The sequence below is a fragment of the Helicobacter macacae MIT 99-5501 genome, from assembly GCF_000507845.1.
In the GTDB taxonomy this organism is placed as follows: Bacteria; Campylobacterota; Campylobacteria; order Campylobacterales; family Helicobacteraceae; genus Helicobacter_B; species Helicobacter_B macacae.
In genome coordinates this window covers 977,500-997,282 of record NZ_KI669454.1, presented here as the reverse complement: position 1 = coordinate 997,282, position 19,783 = coordinate 977,500, and the positions used below count along the sequence as shown (strand labels likewise).

The window sequence follows — 19,783 nt, the reverse complement described above, 5'->3', positions numbered from 1 at the left end:
TGGGCTAAAGAAGTGGCTTTGCGTGTGAAAATCTAGCTAGCGTCTATCTAGCCCTCGCCTCACGCTCAAGTCCAAGTCCTTTGCCATATCTGGATTTCGCTTGCTCATTTCATTTAGTGCGGAGAGGACAAGGGGAGATTTGACATTGGGGTGCTTGCTAAGTGCGAAAAGAAAAAGTCGCTTTTGAGTTTTGCTAAGGTTTAGCACATCATAGTAGGAAAACATCTCTTTCACAGCGTCTTGCAAGTCAATAAAAGTGCTGTCCTCAGACTCTATGGTAACCATTATGGTTTCATAGGTTATGACTTCCTCATAAGCAAAATCATCGCCTGACCTTATCACCACAGGCGTTTTTTTGGACACTTTGGCTACGATGATTAGAGCTGAAACGATGACAAAGACAAAGAGACTCAAAGAAGCGACTAACTCAAACATTGCTTTTCCATTTTTTTCAAAGATTGCACTTGCTTTTGCAAAACATTAAACTTGTTTTTGCTAGAATTTTGGCTAGAATTCTAGCCAATTTTTCGTTAAATTGCGCTTTTTTGTGCAAACTTTTGCATAAACTCTTTTTGGATATTTTCATAGATTTTGCTAAGGATTTTTATGTTTGATAACTTATCACAAGACACTTCTTTACAAGATACTTTTTTGGCACTTGCTAATGAATATGACACACCGCTTTATGTGTATGATTTATCACGCATAGAGCGCAATTTCCTCTCATTCAAAGAAGCCTTTGGTGGACGCAAATCACTCATTTGCTATGCGCTCAAAGCAAACTCAAATCTAGGGATTCTCTCTACCCTAGCGCGACTTGGTAGTGGCGCAGACTGCGTATCTATCGGCGAAGTCAAGCGCGCACTTCTAGCTGGAATCCCAAAGTATAAAATCATCTTTTCAGGTGTGGGCAAACGCGCAGAGGAGATAGAGGAGGCACTAAAGCTAGATATTTTGTTTCTAAATGTAGAATCTAGCGCGGAGCTAAAGACTATTGAGCAAATCGCAAAAAAGCTATCTAGCTCGCAAAATCCACAGCAGCATTTACAACAAAATCCACACCAAAGTCCGCTCCAAACAGATTCTAGCCCCTCATCACCCAAAAAAGTTAGAATCTCTATCCGCGTAAATCCAAATATTGATGCCAAAACCCACCCATACATTTCCACAGGACTTAGTGAAAATAAATTTGGGCTTGATATAGAGAGTGCTAAGCAGGCTTATCTCTATGCGCACAATTCGCCGTTTTTAGACCCTGTGGGGATACATTTTCACATAGGCTCACAGATTTGCGAGCTAGCCCCTATCGCTCAAAGTGCGCAAAAAATCGCAAACCTTGCAAAATCTCTGCTAGCACTTGGAATAGAAATCCGCTTTTTTGACATTGGCGGGGGACTAGGAATAAGGTATGAGGAAGAGGAGGAAATCGCTTTGTATGACTACGCTCAAGCCATACTTAGCGCGCTTAAAGGAAGTGATTTTACGATTATATGTGAGCCCGGACGGCGCATAGTAGGCAATGCAGGTGTGCTACTTACAAAAGTGCTATATGAGAAGCACACAGCAAATAAGCGATTTGTCATAGTCGATAGTGGTATGAATGATTTGATGCGCCCTGCCCTATATGACGCCGTGCATAAAGTGCAAGTCTATGGCAAGGCAAGCGATAAATCAAGCAACAAATCAAATGACAAACAACGCACAAAAGCAGACATCGTAGGACCTGTGTGTGAGAGTAGCGATACATTTTTGCGCGAAGTGGAGCTAGGAGAGCTAAAGCAGGGCGATATATTAGGGTTTGGCAATGCGGGGGCTTATGGCTACTCAATGGCTAGCAACTACAACACACGAACCAAGCCCGCTGAAGTGGGAATCTACCAAAAAGACAGCACAACACAAATTGTGTTGCTAAAGAAGCGAGAAACATTTAGTGAGCTAGTGGCAAACGAGCTAGAATGTCTAAAAGATTTTGCAAAAAGTGCAAAATCTAGTGTAAATTCTAGCGCAAAAACAAAATCTAACTTAGAGCACACTTTGGATTTTGAGAATCTCTCAAATTTTGGCAATCTCTCAAGTGAGGATTCTAGCCAAGACTCTACCCATATAAAAAAATCCAAAAAATCTACCAAAACACTGCCAAAAAGCACAAAATCCACCAAGTAAAGCCTACAAATGAGCCAAGCACAGCACGAGATTTTAGAAACCTACTATCAAGAGATAAAAGCCCTCTATGAGACACGCGCTACAAAAGAGCTTAGCTTTCGCACACCTTTAGAAAATCTGCTTAAAGCCCTAAAGCCAAGCCCTAGCTATACTATTATCCAAGAGGCAAAAGGCAAAGAAGCAAAAATCCAAGAATCAAAACAACCAAAAAACGATGAAGTGGGAGATAAAAAAACAAATAGAGAGCAAAATCAAGCCACCGAGTTTGCAAAAGCTGAATTTGCAAACAATGCAAAGCCAGATTTTGATGTGTATAAAAAAATCGATAAAGCCGATGAGCTAAGCTACAATAGCCTTGTGGGATTTATCGAGTGCAAAGACATAGACAAAGACTTAGACACGCAAAGCGAGCAAATCAAGCGATATTTAGAGATTTCGCCAAATATCATTCTCACAAACTATCGTAGGTTTATTTTGCTATCTTTTGGAAAAGTGATTTATGATACTACGCTTTTTGATGAGAATCTAAACAAACACCTTTTTACCCAAGAATCAAAAGATGAGTTTTTTACCCTCATTAGTGCGTTTTTTGCTGATACTAGCACACAAATCAAGTCCAAAGCTGAGCTTGTCAAAGTGCTTAGCTCACAAAGTTTTTATCTAAGCATATCGCTAAAAAATGCTTATGATGAGGGAAGTAGCGCACATAGCGATAGCACCTCTGCTCTATTTTGTGAGTTTTGGGATAAAACTTATGATACTTTCAAATCTGTCCAAAAAGTAGATTTTAGCGAGTTAGATTTTTGCGATATTATCTCTCAAAGCATTGTGTATGGGCTATTTGTCTCATTTGTAGAGAGCGAAAACATAGAGATAGACAAAATCGATGCGCACTCGCTCATCACTCTTTTGCCATCTCATTTTAAGACATTGCACGAGTTTATCTATTTTTCTTTGCCCAATCACGCGATTCCAAAGCGCGTGCTTTATGTGCTAGATAATGTCAAAAAAACCCTAGCCCTGCTTGATAAAGCAAGTATGTCAAAGTTTCTAAACCTAGAAATAGAAAAAATCGCTATTTATCTTTATGAGGATTTTTTGAAAGAATACGATGAGCTACGAAGTACACAAAAACGCAAGCAAGGGGGGGTTTTCTACACGCCTGCGCCTGTGGTAGAGATGATAGTTAGCGCACTTGATGAGCTACTTATCAGCAGATTTGGCAAGAAGCAGGGGTTTTTAGATAGTGAAGTCAAAGTGCTAGATTTTGCCACAGGGACGGGGAGCTTTTTGGCAAGTGTGTTTGAGAAAATCATATCAAAAGAGAGAGAAGCATTTAGAAATGATACGATTAAGCATAAGTTTTTGCGTGATATTTATGGCTTTGAGATTTCATTTGTTGCCTATATTGTCGCTAGGCTAAAGCTAGGGCAGATTCTAAAAAACGCAGGTTTTAGCGACTTTAGCGATGCGGATTTTTGCATATATCTAAACAACACTTTGGATTTAAGCAAGAATGCAAATTTCACGATGTCTATGCCTCTGCTAAGCCTAGATGATGAGTGGAAAAAAGCCCGAGACATAAAGCATAATAAAAATCTACTTGTGATTTTGGGCAATCCTCCCTATAATGTCAAGTCCTCAAACAAAGGCGAAGAGATTTTAAAACTCCTAGACACTTATAAGCAGGGGCTAAATGAGACAAATATACAGCCTTTAGATGATGATTATATAAAGTTCATTCGATTTGCACAATGGAAACTTTTGGAGCAAAGAAAGCCTAGCAGTCTTTTTGACACTTCAAACAAAGGTTTGCTAGGCTTTATCACTAATAATTCCTATCTAGACGGGCGCACTCATCGCAAAATGAGAGAATCTCTAGCCAAATCATTTGATGAAATCTATATCCTAAACTTACACGGCGATAGTAGAGAGGACGAAAATGTCTTTGACATTCGCGTGGGTGTTTGCATAAGTATTTTTGTGCGACATAGTGATGATTCGTCATTGCGAGCGAGCAAAGCGAGCGTGGCAAAACAAGGTGAAGCCGAAGTTTCTTTAGTAATCCACAAAAAAGAAATAGATTGCCACGAATCTGCTAGCGCAGATTCTCGCAATGACGAAGCCACCGTCATTGCGAGCAAAACAAAGCAATCGTTAGATTGCCCCTCCCCTGCTCGTGGCGACTATTCACTTTCCCCCTCCCCTGCGGAGGGGGACAAAGGGGGTGGGTATGCCAAAGTGCATTATTTCTCCACAAAAAACAATGAAATATTGCGCAGAAACAATAAATTTGCCTTGCTAAATGATATAGCACAAAATGGATTAAATACTATCAAATGGCAAACTTTAACCCTTGAATCGCCCTACTTTTGGTTTGTGCCAAAAACATTTGATAATGTGGAATATAAAAATTTTTGGGCTTTGGCTAGCGATAAGGCTTTGGGCGAATCTAGGGCGATTTTTGAAGTTTGTAATTGTGGAACAAACTCAAGGAAAGATAATCTACTTATACAGCCTAGTGCAATAAAAATCAAAGAAATGCTTAATGATATGCAAAAACTAGAGCGTGAATCGATTTTGCAAAAATATCACTTCAAAGAAACACAAGATTGGACAATCAACAAACAAAGAGAAAACTTTGAAAATCCAAAAGAGCAAGATATTATCAAAATCGCTTATCGTCCTTTTGATACACAATTTATTTTTTACCCACTAGATAAAATCAACAAAATTATCCCGCGTGGCGATAGTCGCAAAGAAATAATGCAACACTTCTTGCAAGGTAAAAATATAGGAATTGGCTTTGAAAAAGGGCTAGATTCCCAGAATGTAAGTTTTATTAGCGATAAAATGATAGAGGGACATTTTATTGGAGGTAGAACTTATATTGCGCTACTTTATCGCTATGATGAAATAGTGGGCGACAAAGAGGGAAAAGTAAGCAAAATAGTTAAAATCCCCAATTTTACAAAAGAGTTTAGTGAATTTGCACATAAGCATAAAGTGCTAAAAGACAAAAGCCCAGAGCAGATTTTGGCTTTTATTTACGCGAATTTATTTAACCCACATTATCGCACGAAGTATTTAGAATACCTAAAAATCGGCTTTCCACGAGTGGATTTTGAAGTAAGCAAATCAAAATTTGAAACCTTTGCAAATCTTGGGCAAAAGCTCATAGACTTGCATTTGATGAGATTGCCCGCCCAAGAGATTTTGCCAAATATGGATTTTGCTAGTATTGATTTTGTAGGAGAGTTTTCAAGCGATATGCCCATAGACTCTACTCAAGTAACCAAACGATATGAAAACGACACAATCGCCCTAAACAAACAACTATCAATCAAAGGCATAACAAAAGAGATATGGCAATACAAAATCGGTGGCTATGAGGTGCTAAAGCAGTGGCTAAAATATCGCAAAAACTATCAAGCAAGCAAAGATGAGCTAAATGGATTTTTGCAAACTTGCCACGCAATAAAAGCTAGTATCTACCTCCAAAATGAGCTAGCCAAAATCAAATAACGCACAAAACAACACAAAGGATAAAAAAAATGCCACGCAAAAACAATAACGCTAGCAAGCACGACAAACAAAACAAAAATCCACAAAAAAATAGCACGCAAAAAAAAGGAATGCAAGACAAAGACTTGCAAGCCTTGCGAAGCCAAATCGACACCATAGATGAAAAAATCCTAAACCTACTAGAATCAAGGCTACACATCGTAACCCAAATCGGCAAAACTAAAATCCAAAACAAAGCAAGCATATATCGCCCCGAGCGAGAGAGAGAAATCATCAAGCGACTTAGCACACACAAGCTAGCCCACCTAAACACTAGCGCGATAGAAGCGATTTATCACGAGATTTTCGCTATCTCGCGCAATCTGGAATTGCCCGAAAAAGTCGCTTATCTAGGACCGCTAGGAAGCTACACTCATCAAGCCGCAGCCAAGCGATTTGGCGCACTAAGCCAATACCTGCCGATAAACAACATTAGCTCAATATTTAAAACCCTCCAATCCTCCCAAGCCAAATACGGCGTAGTGCCGATAGAAAACAACACAAATGGCATAGTGGGCGAGACAATCGACAATCTAGCAAACTCTAGCCTAAAAATCATCGCAGAGATTATCCTACCTATTCATCATAGCTTTGCCTCTCTTTGTGAAAATCTAAGCCAAATAAAGAGAATCTACTCCAAAGACATAGCTTTTGGGCAGTGCGATAGCTTCATAAACGCTCACAATCTACTTCACTTAGAGCAAATCCCCACAGAATCCACCGCAAAAGCCGCACAGCTCGCCAAAGCGGATAAGCAAAGCGCGGCGATATGCTCACAGATTGCTGCAAAAATCTATGAGATTCCTATAATGTTTAGCAATGTCCAAAATCATAGTGGCAACAAGACGCGCTTTGTCATCATAAGTGATTTTAGCAATGAGCGCAGTGGCAATGACAAAACCTCTATTTTTGCCACGCTAAAGGGGTTTGAAAAATCTGGCACACTGCTTAAGTTTCTAAAAGATTTTGAAGATGCCAAAATCAATCTAACCAAAATCGACTCTCGCCCCGTGCGCTCCTCAAACGCGACAAACCAAAGCAAAAAGGGGGATTTTAGCTCGGGCTTTTATATCGACTTTGATGGGCATAGAGATGATGAAAAAGTCGCAGAGATTTTGGAAAAATGGAGTGGGCAAGTCAAATGGCTTGGCAGCTATCCCAAAATGGACTAGCTCGCTTATCTAAACGCGTATCTGCCATAAGTCGCGCAAAAGCCACAAAATCAATGCAAAAATAAAATGCTTCTAAGCCAAAATGAAAAAAGCCAAAAGGCGCAAAAAAGTAAAATCTTTAAGGAGAATATATGGAGTTTATCCCTATCACACTAGAATCTAGGCAGGTTTTGCAACCCTATTTGCAAAGCGAGGATTATGAGATTTCAGACATTGTCTTTGGGAATCTATACCTTTGGAAGCACGCAAGGGAAATCACTTATGCGATTGAGAGTGATTGCGTGGTGGTGCAGACGCGCTATGAGGGCGAGAAGCCCTACTTTTTTTATCCATTTGGCAGTGGAGGCAAAGAGAGTGCCCTGCGTGCTTTGGATAAATATTTGCGTGATAAAAATCTACCCCCGCGCTTTGAGTCGATAGAATCTAAAAATATTGATTCTATAAAATCCGTGTTTAGCCAAGTAGAGTTTGAGCCACGAGTTGCGCGCTTTGACTATGTGTATAGCGTGCAAGAGCTTATCAAACTTGAGGGGCGAAAATTTCACAAGAAAAAAAATCATCTAAATCAGTTTTTGCAAAATAATGAGGGCAAATGGAGCTATGAGAACATAAGCTCTAGCAATGCAGATGAGATTTTATCGCGTGGCAAAGAGTGGCTGGAGGCAAATCCAAACAAAAATCAAGCACTAGAAATTGAGTTTGTAGGAATCACAAACACGCTAAAAGAGTATGAAAATCTAGGGCTAAAAGGTGGAGCGGTGCGACTAGAAAGCGAAATCATAGCTTTTAGCTTTGGGGAAGTGATGAGCCAAAAAATGGCAGTGGTGCATATCGAAAAGGCAAACCCACTCATAGCAGGCGCGTATCAAATCATCAATAGAGAGCTTTTAGCAAATGAGTTTAGCACACTAGAACTCATAAATAGAGAGGAGGACTTGGGCATAGAGGGGCTAAGGAGGGCAAAAAAAAGCTACAATCCCATAAAAATGGTAGAAAAATACGGCACTAAATAAAGCAAAAAAAATCTCAAAAAAAAATGAAAGGAGTGAAAATGGGTGGTAAAGATTTATTAGGCAATAAAGGCTTGCAAGAAAGGCTTGCGGGGCGAAATTTGTGTGGGATAAAAGATAGCATTTTAGACGCGTTTGCAAGTAGGGATTTTGCTCAAGTGATGAGGCTTGCAGACTTGCTAGATTTGCAAGAATCTAGCGCGAGTGATTTTGGCAAGAGCTTTGATAAGGATTCTAGCGAGGATTCTAGTGGGAATTGTGGTAAAAATTGTGGCGAGGATTTTGGTTGTGATTTTGGCGAGGACTTCATAGTCGCGGGAGCAAAAGAGCTAGGGGAGTTTACCTCAAGTGCGATTGCTATCAGTGCGCTTGAAGTGGCTAAAGCTACGCAAGCAATCGGCAAAATCACAAAGCAAGCAGTCATCTTTGCCAAAATCGCGCAAAAAGCACATAAGGATTCACAAGATAAAATCCCACAAGATAAAAGCACGCAAAACGAGCAAGACAAAAGCACGCAAAATATTTTGTGCGATTGGATTATCCAAGACAAAATGGCGTTTTATGATTTGACTTTGGCAAAAGCTTATGCAAGCAACGGCAATATAGAAGAGTCAAAAGAGATTTTGCAAAATCTTGCTAAGCCGTTTTTGGATTTTGCCCTGCAAAACAGGCAATGTAGTGCCAAATCTAATGCTATGGATTCTAGCTTTGCGGATTTTGGATTTGTAGATTGCGCGTGGATTAAATCTCACATAGATGAAAATATTGGGGGGGGGGGGGGCGATGATACTCTAGCACAAAACCCATCAAAAAATCCCGCGCAAAATCTCCCTAAAACCCCCTCCCAAAACCCTGCGCAAAATCCACCAAAAAACATTGATGAAAGTCCTGCTACAAACCCTATCCCAAGCCTAAACACGAATATAGCAAAAGAAATCCTCTGCGCCCTAGCCGAGCTACACACCGCACTAGGCGAGCTAGAAAAAGCAGAGAAAATCTACAAGGCGATTTTGCATAGCAAATGGTGTCTAAGCGAGCAAGACTTGCAAGATATGTTTGACGCAAATGGAAATCTAAACCCAAGTGCCATAAGGGCGATAGAAAGTCTATGGCGACTATATGAAAAAAGTAGCGAGCAAAAGTGCTTAGAGATTTTTTATGAGATTTTGCGCACTCTAGAGGGCATACTTGCAAATCTAAAATCCACAAATGAGCAAATCCCTTATACCTCGCCAAATGATAGCCTACCTGATATGTGCCAGCCATTACAAGAGCGACTAACCCCCCTCCCGCGCACTATCGGGCAAAACGACAAGCAAATCAAACACCTGCAAGGCTATATAAATTGTATGATATTACCGGGTATAGCCTTTTATCTCTACTGCTTATATCGCGACAAAGAATCCTTAAATCTCTACTCCGAGCTAGAGAGGTTCAATCAAGCAAATAGCGACTTTTGGAGCTTCTATGCCGATACGCTATGGCACAGTGGGGCTTATCAGCAAGCTTACGATGCGTTTCAAAAATCAATCAGCTTGAGGAAAAATGCTAGCGCACTTTTTAGCTGCGGTAAAATGCTTTTGCAACTACTAGAAAGCGAGGAAATCTACAAAGAGGGACTAGCACTCTATGAGCACAGACTAGCCTTGCTAAATGAGACAGCTAAAGGCAAGTGGGCACTTAGCCTATCACACTATGAGGCTTGTAGGCAGGATTTGGCGCGGGACAAAAACGCGCTATATGGTAAAGTAGTCTTTGTCTATGCCGAGCAGGGCTATGGCGATACGATAATGTTTAGTCCCGCACTTGCTAAACTGTGTGCTATGGCTAAAAAGGTGCTTTTCTTTCCACAAAGCCTGCTTTTTCGGCTATTTGACACTAGCTTAGAAATGCTAAAAAATAATGGCAACAAAGACTTTGAAAATCTACATATCATCGGTAGCCTCCCTAGAGATAAAAACCACAAAAATAGCGAGGTAAATCCAAAACTCACAGCATATCAAAAAGAAAGTGCAAGGCTTAGTGGATATGAGTTTGACTATGCCGTGCCGATATGCTCGCTTCCTTTTCTTATGGATATGAGCTTGCAAGAGTGGCAAAGCCTGCCAAAACCTATCGTGCCTATATCACGCAAAGATTCTAGCGCGAAATCTAGCGCGAAAAAAATAGCACTCTTTTGGCATACCAATAGCAGTGGGAATTTTGAAAGGTTTAAGCGAGATATTCCATTAGAGATTTTGGAGTGTGCCTTTAGGGATAGTCCGCACGAAATCATCTCTTTTCAAGTGCGCGAAGTGATAAATGGCAAAAAGGAGGATTTCATAATCCCTAGCTTTATGCAAAATCGTGGGGAAAATCTGCTTGATTGGCAAGATACTTATGAAGCCCTAAGTGATATTGATATGATTGTAAGCATCGATAGTGCGCTAGCACATCTTGGGCTAGCACTTGGGATTCCCACGCTTGTGCTATTGCCGATAAGGTTTGATTGGCGGTGGGGGAGGCTAGAGAGTCCTAAAAGTCCCTTTTATCCACACGCGCATTTGCTTGTGTGGGATAGCAATCAAAACGATGAAAAAATGCTAAAGCGCAACAAAAGCACAATCCAAAATATACGCAAAATCTGCGATAAGGTTTTGCAATAGTCTTATCGCAAACAAATGCTTAGCACTAAGCCACAGCCAAGCCCAAAATCTAAAATCGCACAAACTAAATCGTGCAAAAAAAAGACAAGAAAATAATTAACAACCTAGCAAAGCCCTAAATTTAGGCTTTTATATGCGCTTTTGATTCTTTTTGTAGCACAATTTTTAGCAAAAATTAAGTTCTATCATAGCTTAGCTAAAGGATTAAAAAACTATAATTGCGTTTTTACTTCATTTCACTTCAATATCTAAAGAGAGTAGCCTATATGCAAAATACCCAAAAGATTCGCAATATCGCCGTTATCGCACACGTCGACCACGGCAAAACAACTTTGGTTGATGGACTACTAAGCCAATCAGGCACATTCAGTGAGCGCGAAAAAATCGATGAGCGCGTAATGGATAGCAACGACTTAGAAAAAGAGCGCGGAATCACAATCCTATCCAAAAACACCGCCATAACCTACAAAGACACAAAAATCAACATTATCGACACGCCCGGACACGCGGATTTTGGCGGGGAAGTGGAGCGCGTGCTAAAAATGGTAGATGGCGTGCTTTTGCTTGTCGATGCGCAAGAGGGCGTAATGCCACAGACCAAATTTGTCGTAAAAAAGGCACTAGGCTTTGGAATCCGCCCCATTGTCGTGGTGAATAAAATCGACAAACCCGCTGCCGAGCCTGATAGGGTGGTCGATGAAGTGTTTGATTTGTTTGTGGCTATGGGAGCGAGTGATGAGCAATTAGACTTCCCCGTGATTTATGCGGCTGCACGCGATGGCTATGCTATCAAGAATCTAGAAGATGAAAAAAAGAATTTAGAGCCGTTGTTTGAGGCGATTTTGGAATGCGTGAGTGCGCCTAGTGGAAGCAGTGAAAACCCCTTGCAAATGCAGATTTTCACGCTTGATTATGATAACTATGTGGGCAAAATCGGCATTGCGCGGGTGTTTAATGGCGTTGTCAAAAAGGGCGAATCCGTAATGCTCGCCAAAGGGGACGGCACAAAAGAAGTTGGCAAAATCACAAAGCTCATCGGCTTTATGGGACTAGCTAGAACCGAAATCGAAACCGCTGGAGCTGGGGACATCGTGGCGATTGCGGGATTCAATGCCGTTGATGTGGGCGATTCGATTGTGGATAAGGATAATCCAATGCCACTTGACCCTATGCACTTAGAAGAGCCCACGATGAGCGTGTATTTCGCGGTAAATGATAGCCCACTAGCTGGGACAGAGGGCAAACATATCACGGCAAATAAGATTAAAGATAGGCTTTTAAAAGAAATGCAGACAAATATCGCAATGCGCTGTGAGGAAATGGGCGAGGGGAAATTCCGCGTGAGTGGGCGCGGGGAGCTACAAATCACTATTTTGGCGGAGAATCTGCGTAGAGAGGGCTTTGAGTTTAGTATTTCCCGCCCTGAAGTGATTGTCAAAGATATTGATGGCGTGAAGTGTGAGCCCTTTGAACACCTAGTAATCGACACGCCTCAAGACTTTAGCGGGACGATTATCGAGCGACTTGGGCGCAGAAAGGCAGAGATGAAAGCGATGAATCCAATGGGCGATGGATTTACAAGGCTAGAGTTTGAAATCCCTGCACGGGGGCTTATTGGCTATCGTAGCGAGTTTTTGACAGATACAAAGGGTGAGGGTGTGATGAATCACAGCTTTTTAGAGTTTCGCGCATTTAGCGGAAGTGTGGAATCGCGCAAAAATGGTGCGCTCATCTCTATGGAAGCGGGAGAGGCGACAGGATTTTCGCTTTTTAACATTCAGGAGCGAGGAACTCTTTTCATCGCGCCACAGGCAAAAGTCTATGTGGGAATGGTGATAGGGGAGCATAGCCGTGATAATGACTTAGATGTCAATCCCATAAAGGCAAAGCACCTCACAAATATGCGCTCTAGTGGCGCAGATGAGGCAATCAAGCTCGTGCCACCACGCGATTTAACGCTAGAGAGAGCATTAGAGTGGATAGAAGAAGATGAGATTTTAGAAATCACGCCACTAAATTTGCGAATCCGCAAAAAGATTTTAGAGCCCAATGCAAGAAAAAGGGCAAATGCTAAAGCCAAGTAGCACAAAGCAAATATGCGTAGCACAAAATCTTAGCTATATTATGTGCTTTATAGCTTTTGTCTTAGCAATCTTGTGTTGTGATAATCCCACAATTAAGGAGTAGATTTTTTACTTGACTTGTGAAAGTAGTATAAAAAAGCATTTTAAGATAAAAGGATTTTTAAAATAAATGTTTTTTAAGCTACTTTTTTGCCTTTGCTAAACTACCAAATAAACCTTGCTTGTAAAAACTCTACTTGGATTTATGAGGGCAGTTTTTGGTTTGTTTGTCGCACTATTTTGTATTTATTTGCGCTTTTTTGTGTTGCCATCTGTTTTGATTCTGTTTTTTTTTTTTTTGTATAAACCAAATCATCAATTAAGGAGATACGATGAGCCTTTCTACGAAGCATATCACTGCAAAATCGCTACTAGAGCCAAACCCGCAAGTGCTAGAACAAAACGCGTTTTTGGAAGCGATGAGATTTCGCCACGCGTGCAAAGTGTTTGATAGCACAAAAAAAATCCCACAAAATCACTTAGACATCATCATCGAATCAGGTAGGCTAACGCCTAGCTCATTTGGACTAGAGCCTACACGCTTGCTTGTGGTGAGAGATAGCAGTGTGAGAGAATCCCTAAAACCACTTTGCTGGAATCAAGCTCAAATCACAGATTGCAGTGAAGTAGTGATTTATCTAAGCAAAGTGGCTGATATGAGCCACACTACAAACTACGCTACACGAATGTTTGAGCGAAAGGTAGGAGGCAGTAAGCCTGAAGAAGTGAGAGCAAAACTAAAGGCTTACAAAGATGAACGATACGCGGGATTTCTAGCGCAAAATGGCTATGTGGATTCTAGCTCGATATATCAGTGGAGTGCCAAACAAGCCTACTTGATAGCTAGCTCAATGATGAATTGCGCTGCGTTTTTGGGAGTGGATTCTTGCGCGATTGAGGGATTTGACAGAAGCGAGCTAGAGGAGTTTTTGGGGATTGATACTTTTAGCGAGCAAGTAGCATTGCTTGTTTGCTTCGGGTATAGAATCGCACCTCCTAAGCACAAAGCACCTAGAATCGCCTTTAACGAATTTGCAAAAATACTCTAAATAAGGATAAAAAATGTCAAAATCAGATTTTACAGTTACTAAGCGAAACGGCAGAATCGAACTCCTTGATGTCAATAAAATCAAAAAATATACTTCAAGCGCGGTGGAGGGACTAAGCGGAGTAAGTCAGAGCGATTTGGAAATGGACGCAAAGCTACATTTCCGCAATGGTATCAACACATACGAAATCCAACAAACACTTATCAAAACCGCAGTAGACAAAATCGATATAGACACGCCAAATTGGACATTTGTCGCAGCAAGGTTGTTTTTGTATGACTTGTATCATAGAGTAAATGGCTTCACAGGATACAAACACTTAAAAGACTACTTTGAAAACGCAGAATCTCAAGGCAAAATCATAAGCGGACTAAAAGAAAAATTTGACTTAGAGTTGCTAAATTCTAAAATCGAGCCAAAGAGGGACTTGCAGTTTAACTATCTTGGGATAAAAACCCTCTATGATAGGTATCTAATCAAATCCAAAGAAAATAAACCTATTGAATTACCACAACATATGTTTATGTCAATAGCAATGTTTCTAGCACAAAATGAAAAAGACAAAAACGAGTGGGCAATAAAATTCTACGATATGATTTCCAAATTTGAGGTGATTTGCGCTACACCTACGCTTGCAAATGCCCGCACACCGCGTCATCAGCTTAGCTCTTGCTATATCGGTAGCACGCCTGATAATATTGAGGGGATTTTTGATGCCTATAAAGAAATGGCGTTGCTTAGCAAGTATGGTGGCGGAATCGGGTGGGATTACTCCAAAGTGCGTGGACTTGGTAGCTTTATCGATGGGCACAAAAATGTAGGTGGTGGCGTTGTGCCATTCCTAAAAATCACAAATGATGTCGCTATCGCAGTAGACCAGCTTGGCACGCGCAAGGGCGCAATCGCTACTTACCTAGAAGTGTGGCACAATGATGTAGAGGAGTTCATCGAGCTACGCAAAAATAGTGGGGAAGAAAGACGCAGGGCGCACGATTTGTTCCCTGCGCTTTGGATTTGTGATTTGTTTATGAAGCGTGTGGAAAAAGATGAGCTGTGGACACTTTTTGACCCATATCAGTGCCCAGAGCTAACCGAACTGTATGGAGAAGAGTTTGAGGCAAAATACATTGAGCTAGAAAACAATCCAGACATTCTAAAAAAACGAATGAAAGCAAAAGAGCTATGGAAAAAGATTCTTATAAACTACTTTGAAACAGGAATGCCGTTTTTGTGCTTCAAAGACAATGCAAACAGAGCCAATCCAAACGCACACGCGGGAATCATACGAAGCTCAAATCTCTGCACAGAGATTTTCCAAAACACTGCGCCTAGCCACTACAAAGTCGAAGTAGAATTTGAAGATGGCAAGAAACAATACTTTGAAGAAAATGATGAAATAACAACCGATGAGGGAGTAAAAAAGAAAGCAAACAAACTAACTTCGCTAGACTCTATCAAAGGCAAAAAAATCTATATCACTACCAAAATCCAAGAGGGTGGCAACACCGCTGTATGCAACCTAGCAAGCGTGAATCTAAGCAAAATCCACACGAAAGAGGACATTGAGCGCGTGCTACCTGTGGCTATTAGAATGCTTGATAATGTGATTGATTTAAATTTCTACCCAAATCGTAAAGTAAAATACACAAATATGCAAAATCGCGCCATAGGGCTTGGCGTGATGGGCGAAGCTGAAATGCTCGCCACAAAGCAAATAGAGTGGGGAAGCCAAGAGCATCTAAACACGATTGATAATATAATGGAAATGATAAGTTTCAATGCGATTCTCTCTAGCTCCAATCTCGCTAAAGAGCGCGGAAGCTATCCGCAATTTGAGGGGAGTAATTGGAGTAAGGGTATTTTCCCTATCGATGTGGCAAACAAAAATGCGCTAAATCTCACTGATAAGACACTTTTTGATACAGAGTATAATTGGCAAGAGTTGCGAAACAAAGTCAAATCACAAGGTATGCGAAATGGCTATCTTATGGCGATTGCGCCGACTAGCTCGATTTCGATTTTGGTAGGCACGACACAGACTATCGAGCCTGTGTATCAAAAAAGGTGGTTTGAGGAAAATCTAAGTGGCGTTATCCCCGTAGTCGTGCCAAATCTATCTATTGATACGATAAACTACTACCCCTCCGCATATAGCCTAGACCAAACACTTCTTGTCAAAGCTGCGAGTGTGCGCCAAAAATGGATAGACCAAGGGCAAAGTCTAAATATCTTTCTACCATCTGGAGACACAAAAGGAAAACTTCTAAACGATATATATATGCTTGCGTGGAAGCTAGGGCTAAAATCCACTTACTACCTCCGCACAAAAAGCCCTGAAATCAAAGATGATGTTATGGATAGGGGACTAGAGTGCATAAACTGCCAATAACTCTGCAAAAATATTTAATGGAGAGAAAATGAAATTTGTAAGCGTCATAATGGGGAGCAAAAGCGACTATGAGGTAATGAGCGAATGTCTAAAAGTGCTAGATAGCTTTGGTGTGCGCTATGAAGTGCTTATCTCTTCGGCACACAGAAGCCCACAGCGCACGCACGACTACATAAAAGACGCAGAATCTCGTGGGGCGCAAGTGTTTATCGGTGCGGCTGGTATGGCAGCTCATCTAGCAGGCGCGATAATCTCTCAAACCACAAAGCCCGTAATCGGTGTGCCACTAAAAGGTGGAATCCTAGATGGGCTTGATGCCCTCCTCTCAACCCTGCAAATGCCATCATCTATGCCTGTGGCAACTATGGCAGTAGGCAAGGCAGGTGCGATAAACGCAGCATATCTAGCCACGCAAATCCTTAGCCTAAATGATGAAAATCTAGCGCAAAAACTTCGACAAGACAGACTAGAAAAGCAAGAAAAAGTCGCACAAGATTCTGCTTCAATAGAGGTTTTGCTTAGCTCAAAATAGATAAGTTTTTGTGTTTTTAGCTTTTTTAGTTTTTTTCTTGCGCCTCGCACTTTTTGATTTTTTGCTAAAAAATATAAGAAACTTTGATAAGAATTTTTGTAGTGTCTTTTGCAATATTTTAAGTTTATCTAGTTTGATTTGAGTTTTTGGAGAGAATCTTTAAGGAATAATTTTTGCATACATTGGCTTAGAAAAGCACAAATGCAAAGGAATATAATGGAATCCAACGCACCCACAAGCACTTCTACAACCCCCGCATCTGCAAAGGCTTGGATAGAATTTAGCGAATTTCTAAAACTCTCTGGCTTAGAAGAACAGAGAGTTTTAGAAATGATAGAAAATGGACTAATCACAAGCAAGGAGGAGGACGGACGCAGACTAATCGAAGCAGAGAGTAGCTCAAATGCCCTAGTGCAGCGCGTGCAAACAGGGCTTACTTCCGCAGAAGCAAATGGTAGCTCTTATGACCCTGTGTTTGTAGAGCGCACGATTCACACTATTATGGGCTTGCACGACAAAGTCATTAGTGCAAAAGATGAAACCATAGCCGCCTTTAAAAGTGAAAATAGCTTCCTAAAAGACGCACTAATCTCTATGCAGGAAGTCTATGACGATGACAAAAAAACGATAGAAGTGATGCGCGAAGAGCTAAGCCACGCTAGAGAAGAACTAGAATTTATGAAGCGCAAATATCGGCTAATGTGGGGAAAAGTCGCAGACTTGGGAAATGCTAAGGGGTAGATAGTTCTTGTGGATTTTGGTAAATTTTATGTGGAATTGTAGAAAAATCATAAAAAACTTTGGATAAAAATAGGCTTTTGCACTCAATAGCTAATTGCAAAAAAGCATTTGATTTTTTGTTTTTGTAGCTAAATAACCATTTTAATTTCGGGGTGGGAGCTAAGGAGGGAAAAAATCTCGTTGCGATACTCCTCGCTATCCACACTCGTGCTTAAGTGCATAGATACAAATCGCCCTTTTGATGAGCGGTTTTTGGATTCTAAGCGATAGGGAGTTTGCATTATCTCGCCTACGATTTCGCTGATTTTTTCGGCATTTTCGCCGATTATGCGATATTCCCACACACAAGGGTAGCTAATCTCTGGCTTGCCTTTCATACTCGCTCCTGCTTAATGCTTCTCACACTTTCACATTTTTTTACGCTTCAATGTATATCATTACCTAGCTCTAAAAATACCTGCTCTAAATGCTTTGGAATCGCTACGGGTTTTTGGCTTACTACATCTACATAGCCTAGTCGCACTTGCGCACTAAATATTTTTTCTTCACTAGAATTATCAGGTTGCTTTTTTTGAGTGGATTTTTGCGCTGATTCTAGAATATTCGCACTAGAATCTAGCACGCTTAAATGAGATAGTTTATAAATATCTTGGAGTAGGACTATTTGGACTTTGCCGAGTTTTGTAAGTTTTGAGCGCACTTCTAGCATATCCCCTAGCCTAGCAAAGCCTAAAAACTTCGCCTCCATAGCACTCACTACAAACCCCGCACTTGCTTGAGAAGGCAATAGCCCTCGCGAGAAAAATAGCTCACTTCTAGCACGCTCGCAGTATTTTATATAGTTTGTATGATACAAGATACCGCCACAATCGGTATCCTCATAGTAGATTCGTATTCGCATATAGGCTTTACCAAGTATTTGTGGATAAGAATTTGGACTTGATTTCTTGGACTAATTCATTAACTTGATATACAAAGTTTTGCAATCAACTTGCATAGATTCGACAGAATCTATGCAAATCATCACTCTTAAGTAACACTTCAGCTACTATCGGTCTTCTTTGATTCTAGCTGCTTTACCTTTTCTATCACGCAGATAATACAGCCTTGCTCTGCGCACGCGTCCAACTCGTAGCACTTGTATGCTTTCCAAGCTATCGCTATAAAGTGGGAAAGTTTTTTCTACACCGACATTGTTTGCACCGATTTTGCGAACGGTAAAAGTGCTATCCACACCATTGCCACGGATGCAGATACACACGCCCTCAAAATTTTGGATTCTTGTTTTATCCCCCTCTACGATACGAATGCCTAGCTTAATGGTATCGCCTGCCTTAAATTGTGGGACTTTTTTATCCCCGATTTGAGATTTTTCAAAGTTCTCAATATATCGATTTTTCATTGTCTATCCTTTCTTTTTGGGGTTATTTGGATTGTGGATTTTCCATTTTTCAAAGAGATTTGGACGAAAATAGCGTGTCTTACACACTGCCAAATCATTTTTCAAAGTGCTGATTTTACTATGATTTCCCTTTGAATACACTGAAGGGGCGATAAAATTTACAAAATTTTTATCATTTTTCGTGCTTGTTTGGCAAGAAAACCCAAAATCTGCAGTAGAAAAATCTGTAAGAGGGCTATCCAAAATCTTCTCGCCCTTGATATGTCGCGCAAATACAGGGGCTTCAAGCAGATAGTTTTCAAAGCTCTCCCCCTGCAAAGACTCGCTATTGCCAAGCACACCGCTAATATTTCTAGCGATACTATCACACATACATAGCGCGGCTAGCTCGCCACCTGTGAGGATAAAATCCCCTATGCAAAACACCTCATCGGCAAATACCTCTATCGCCCTCTCATCGATACCCTCATAACGACCACAAACAAAGGCGATATGAGGTTTTTTTGCTAGCCTTTTTGCGTCATTTTGGGTAAATGGCTTGGCACAAGGAGTTAGAAAAACAATATGCGGACGCGCTGTTTTGCAAATATTTATGTCAGTATTTTTGCTAGCATTTTTGCTGGTGTTTTTGCTTTTTGAAGTATTTTTATCGGTGGCTTGATTGGTAGACTGTATGCACTCTTGTGCAAAATCCTGCGTAGAATCTAACGCAAAATCTTGCTGTGGAATCTGTGCTTGATTTTGTCTAGCGTCTTGGTTTGTTGTTTTTTGCAGTGATGAGATAGCACGGCTAAGCACCTCATAGCTTATCACTTGCCCTGCCCCACCGCCGATTTGGGGCATATCTACGCTCTTATAAGCGTTTGTAGCAAAATCGCGGATTTGTATCGCTTCAATGCTGATTAGTCCATTTTCTCGCGCATTTTTAAGGATAGAATCGCTGAAGTATCCCTCAACGAGTTGGGGAAAAAGTGTCAAAAAACTAAAGTGCAT

Annotated in this window: 15 protein-coding genes; 10 read left to right on the top strand and 5 right to left on the bottom strand. The window is 40.9% G+C overall.

The window, feature by feature from the left end:
* Positions 1–36 precede the first annotated feature (36 nt).
* Complete coding sequence (locus HMPREF2086_RS04380; RefSeq protein WP_023927558.1) at positions 37–435, bottom strand: hypothetical protein; 399 nt, start codon at positions 433–435, stop codon at positions 37–39.
* Between the two features lie 171 nt (positions 436–606).
* Between HMPREF2086_RS04380 and lysA the strand changes: the two genes are divergently transcribed.
* From lysA to HMPREF2086_RS04320, 10 genes are all read left to right on the top strand, one after another.
* Complete coding sequence (lysA, locus tag HMPREF2086_RS04370; protein ID WP_023927557.1) at positions 607–2,163, top strand: diaminopimelate decarboxylase; 1,557 nt, start codon at positions 607–609, stop codon at positions 2,161–2,163.
* 9 nt (positions 2,164–2,172) lie between these two features.
* The gene (locus tag HMPREF2086_RS10740) at positions 2,173–5,688 is read left to right on the top strand and encodes a type ISP restriction/modification enzyme (RefSeq protein ID WP_023927556.1); all 3,516 of its coding nucleotides are present in this window, start codon (positions 2,173–2,175) and stop codon (positions 5,686–5,688) included.
* A gap of 110 nt (positions 5,689–5,798) precedes the next feature.
* Complete coding sequence (pheA, locus tag HMPREF2086_RS04355) at positions 5,799–6,899, top strand: prephenate dehydratase (RefSeq protein WP_034561023.1); 1,101 nt, start codon at positions 5,799–5,801, stop codon at positions 6,897–6,899.
* A gap of 131 nt (positions 6,900–7,030) precedes the next feature.
* On the top strand, positions 7,031–7,912 hold the full coding sequence (locus HMPREF2086_RS04350; protein ID WP_023927554.1) for a DUF2156 domain-containing protein: 882 nt from the start codon (positions 7,031–7,033) through the stop codon (positions 7,910–7,912).
* A gap of 38 nt (positions 7,913–7,950) precedes the next feature.
* Positions 7,951–10,554 carry a glycosyltransferase family protein gene (locus HMPREF2086_RS04345; RefSeq protein ID WP_023927553.1) on the top strand — a complete coding sequence of 868 codons (2,604 nt, stop codon included), beginning with the start codon at positions 7,951–7,953 and terminating at the stop codon, positions 10,552–10,554.
* Positions 10,555–10,820: 266 nt separating this feature from the next.
* On the top strand, positions 10,821–12,638 hold the full coding sequence (gene typA / locus HMPREF2086_RS04340) for a translational GTPase TypA (protein WP_023927552.1): 1,818 nt from the start codon (positions 10,821–10,823) through the stop codon (positions 12,636–12,638).
* Positions 12,639–13,009: 371 nt separating this feature from the next.
* Positions 13,010–13,726 carry an NAD(P)H-dependent oxidoreductase gene (locus tag HMPREF2086_RS04335; RefSeq protein ID WP_023927551.1) on the top strand — a complete coding sequence of 239 codons (717 nt, stop codon included), beginning with the start codon at positions 13,010–13,012 and terminating at the stop codon, positions 13,724–13,726.
* 13 nt (positions 13,727–13,739) lie between these two features.
* Positions 13,740–16,115 carry a ribonucleoside-diphosphate reductase subunit alpha gene (locus HMPREF2086_RS04330; RefSeq protein ID WP_023927550.1) on the top strand — a complete coding sequence of 792 codons (2,376 nt, stop codon included), beginning with the start codon at positions 13,740–13,742 and terminating at the stop codon, positions 16,113–16,115.
* A 28-nt stretch (positions 16,116–16,143) separates the two neighbouring features.
* Entirely contained in the window at positions 16,144–16,647 is a 504-nt protein-coding gene (gene purE / locus HMPREF2086_RS04325) for a 5-(carboxyamino)imidazole ribonucleotide mutase (protein WP_023927549.1), read from the top strand.
* Positions 16,648–16,863: 216 nt separating this feature from the next.
* Positions 16,864–17,388 carry a DUF3972 domain-containing protein gene (locus tag HMPREF2086_RS04320; RefSeq protein ID WP_023927548.1) on the top strand — a complete coding sequence of 175 codons (525 nt, stop codon included), beginning with the start codon at positions 16,864–16,866 and terminating at the stop codon, positions 17,386–17,388.
* A 128-nt stretch (positions 17,389–17,516) separates the two neighbouring features.
* Here the strand turns inward: HMPREF2086_RS04320 and HMPREF2086_RS04315 are convergent, their stop codons facing one another.
* The 4 genes from HMPREF2086_RS04315 to trmD all read right to left on the bottom strand — a co-directional run bounded on the left by HMPREF2086_RS04315 (position 17,517) and on the right by trmD (position 19,783).
* Positions 17,517–17,765 carry an HP0495 family protein gene (locus HMPREF2086_RS04315; protein WP_023927547.1) on the bottom strand — a complete coding sequence of 83 codons (249 nt, stop codon included), beginning with the start codon at positions 17,763–17,765 and terminating at the stop codon, positions 17,517–17,519.
* Positions 17,766–17,812: 47 nt separating this feature from the next.
* A complete protein-coding gene (locus tag HMPREF2086_RS04310; protein WP_023927546.1) occupies positions 17,813–18,289 on the bottom strand; it encodes a YbgC/FadM family acyl-CoA thioesterase in 477 nt (158 codons plus the stop codon).
* Between the two features lie 147 nt (positions 18,290–18,436).
* The gene (gene rplS / locus HMPREF2086_RS04305; RefSeq protein ID WP_023927545.1) at positions 18,437–18,790 is read right to left on the bottom strand and encodes a 50S ribosomal protein L19; all 354 of its coding nucleotides are present in this window, start codon (positions 18,788–18,790) and stop codon (positions 18,437–18,439) included.
* A gap of 3 nt (positions 18,791–18,793) precedes the next feature.
* Positions 18,794–19,783: a tRNA (guanosine(37)-N1)-methyltransferase TrmD gene (gene trmD, locus HMPREF2086_RS04300; RefSeq protein ID WP_023927544.1), complete on the bottom strand. Its 990-nt coding sequence runs from the start codon at positions 19,781–19,783 to the stop codon at positions 18,794–18,796.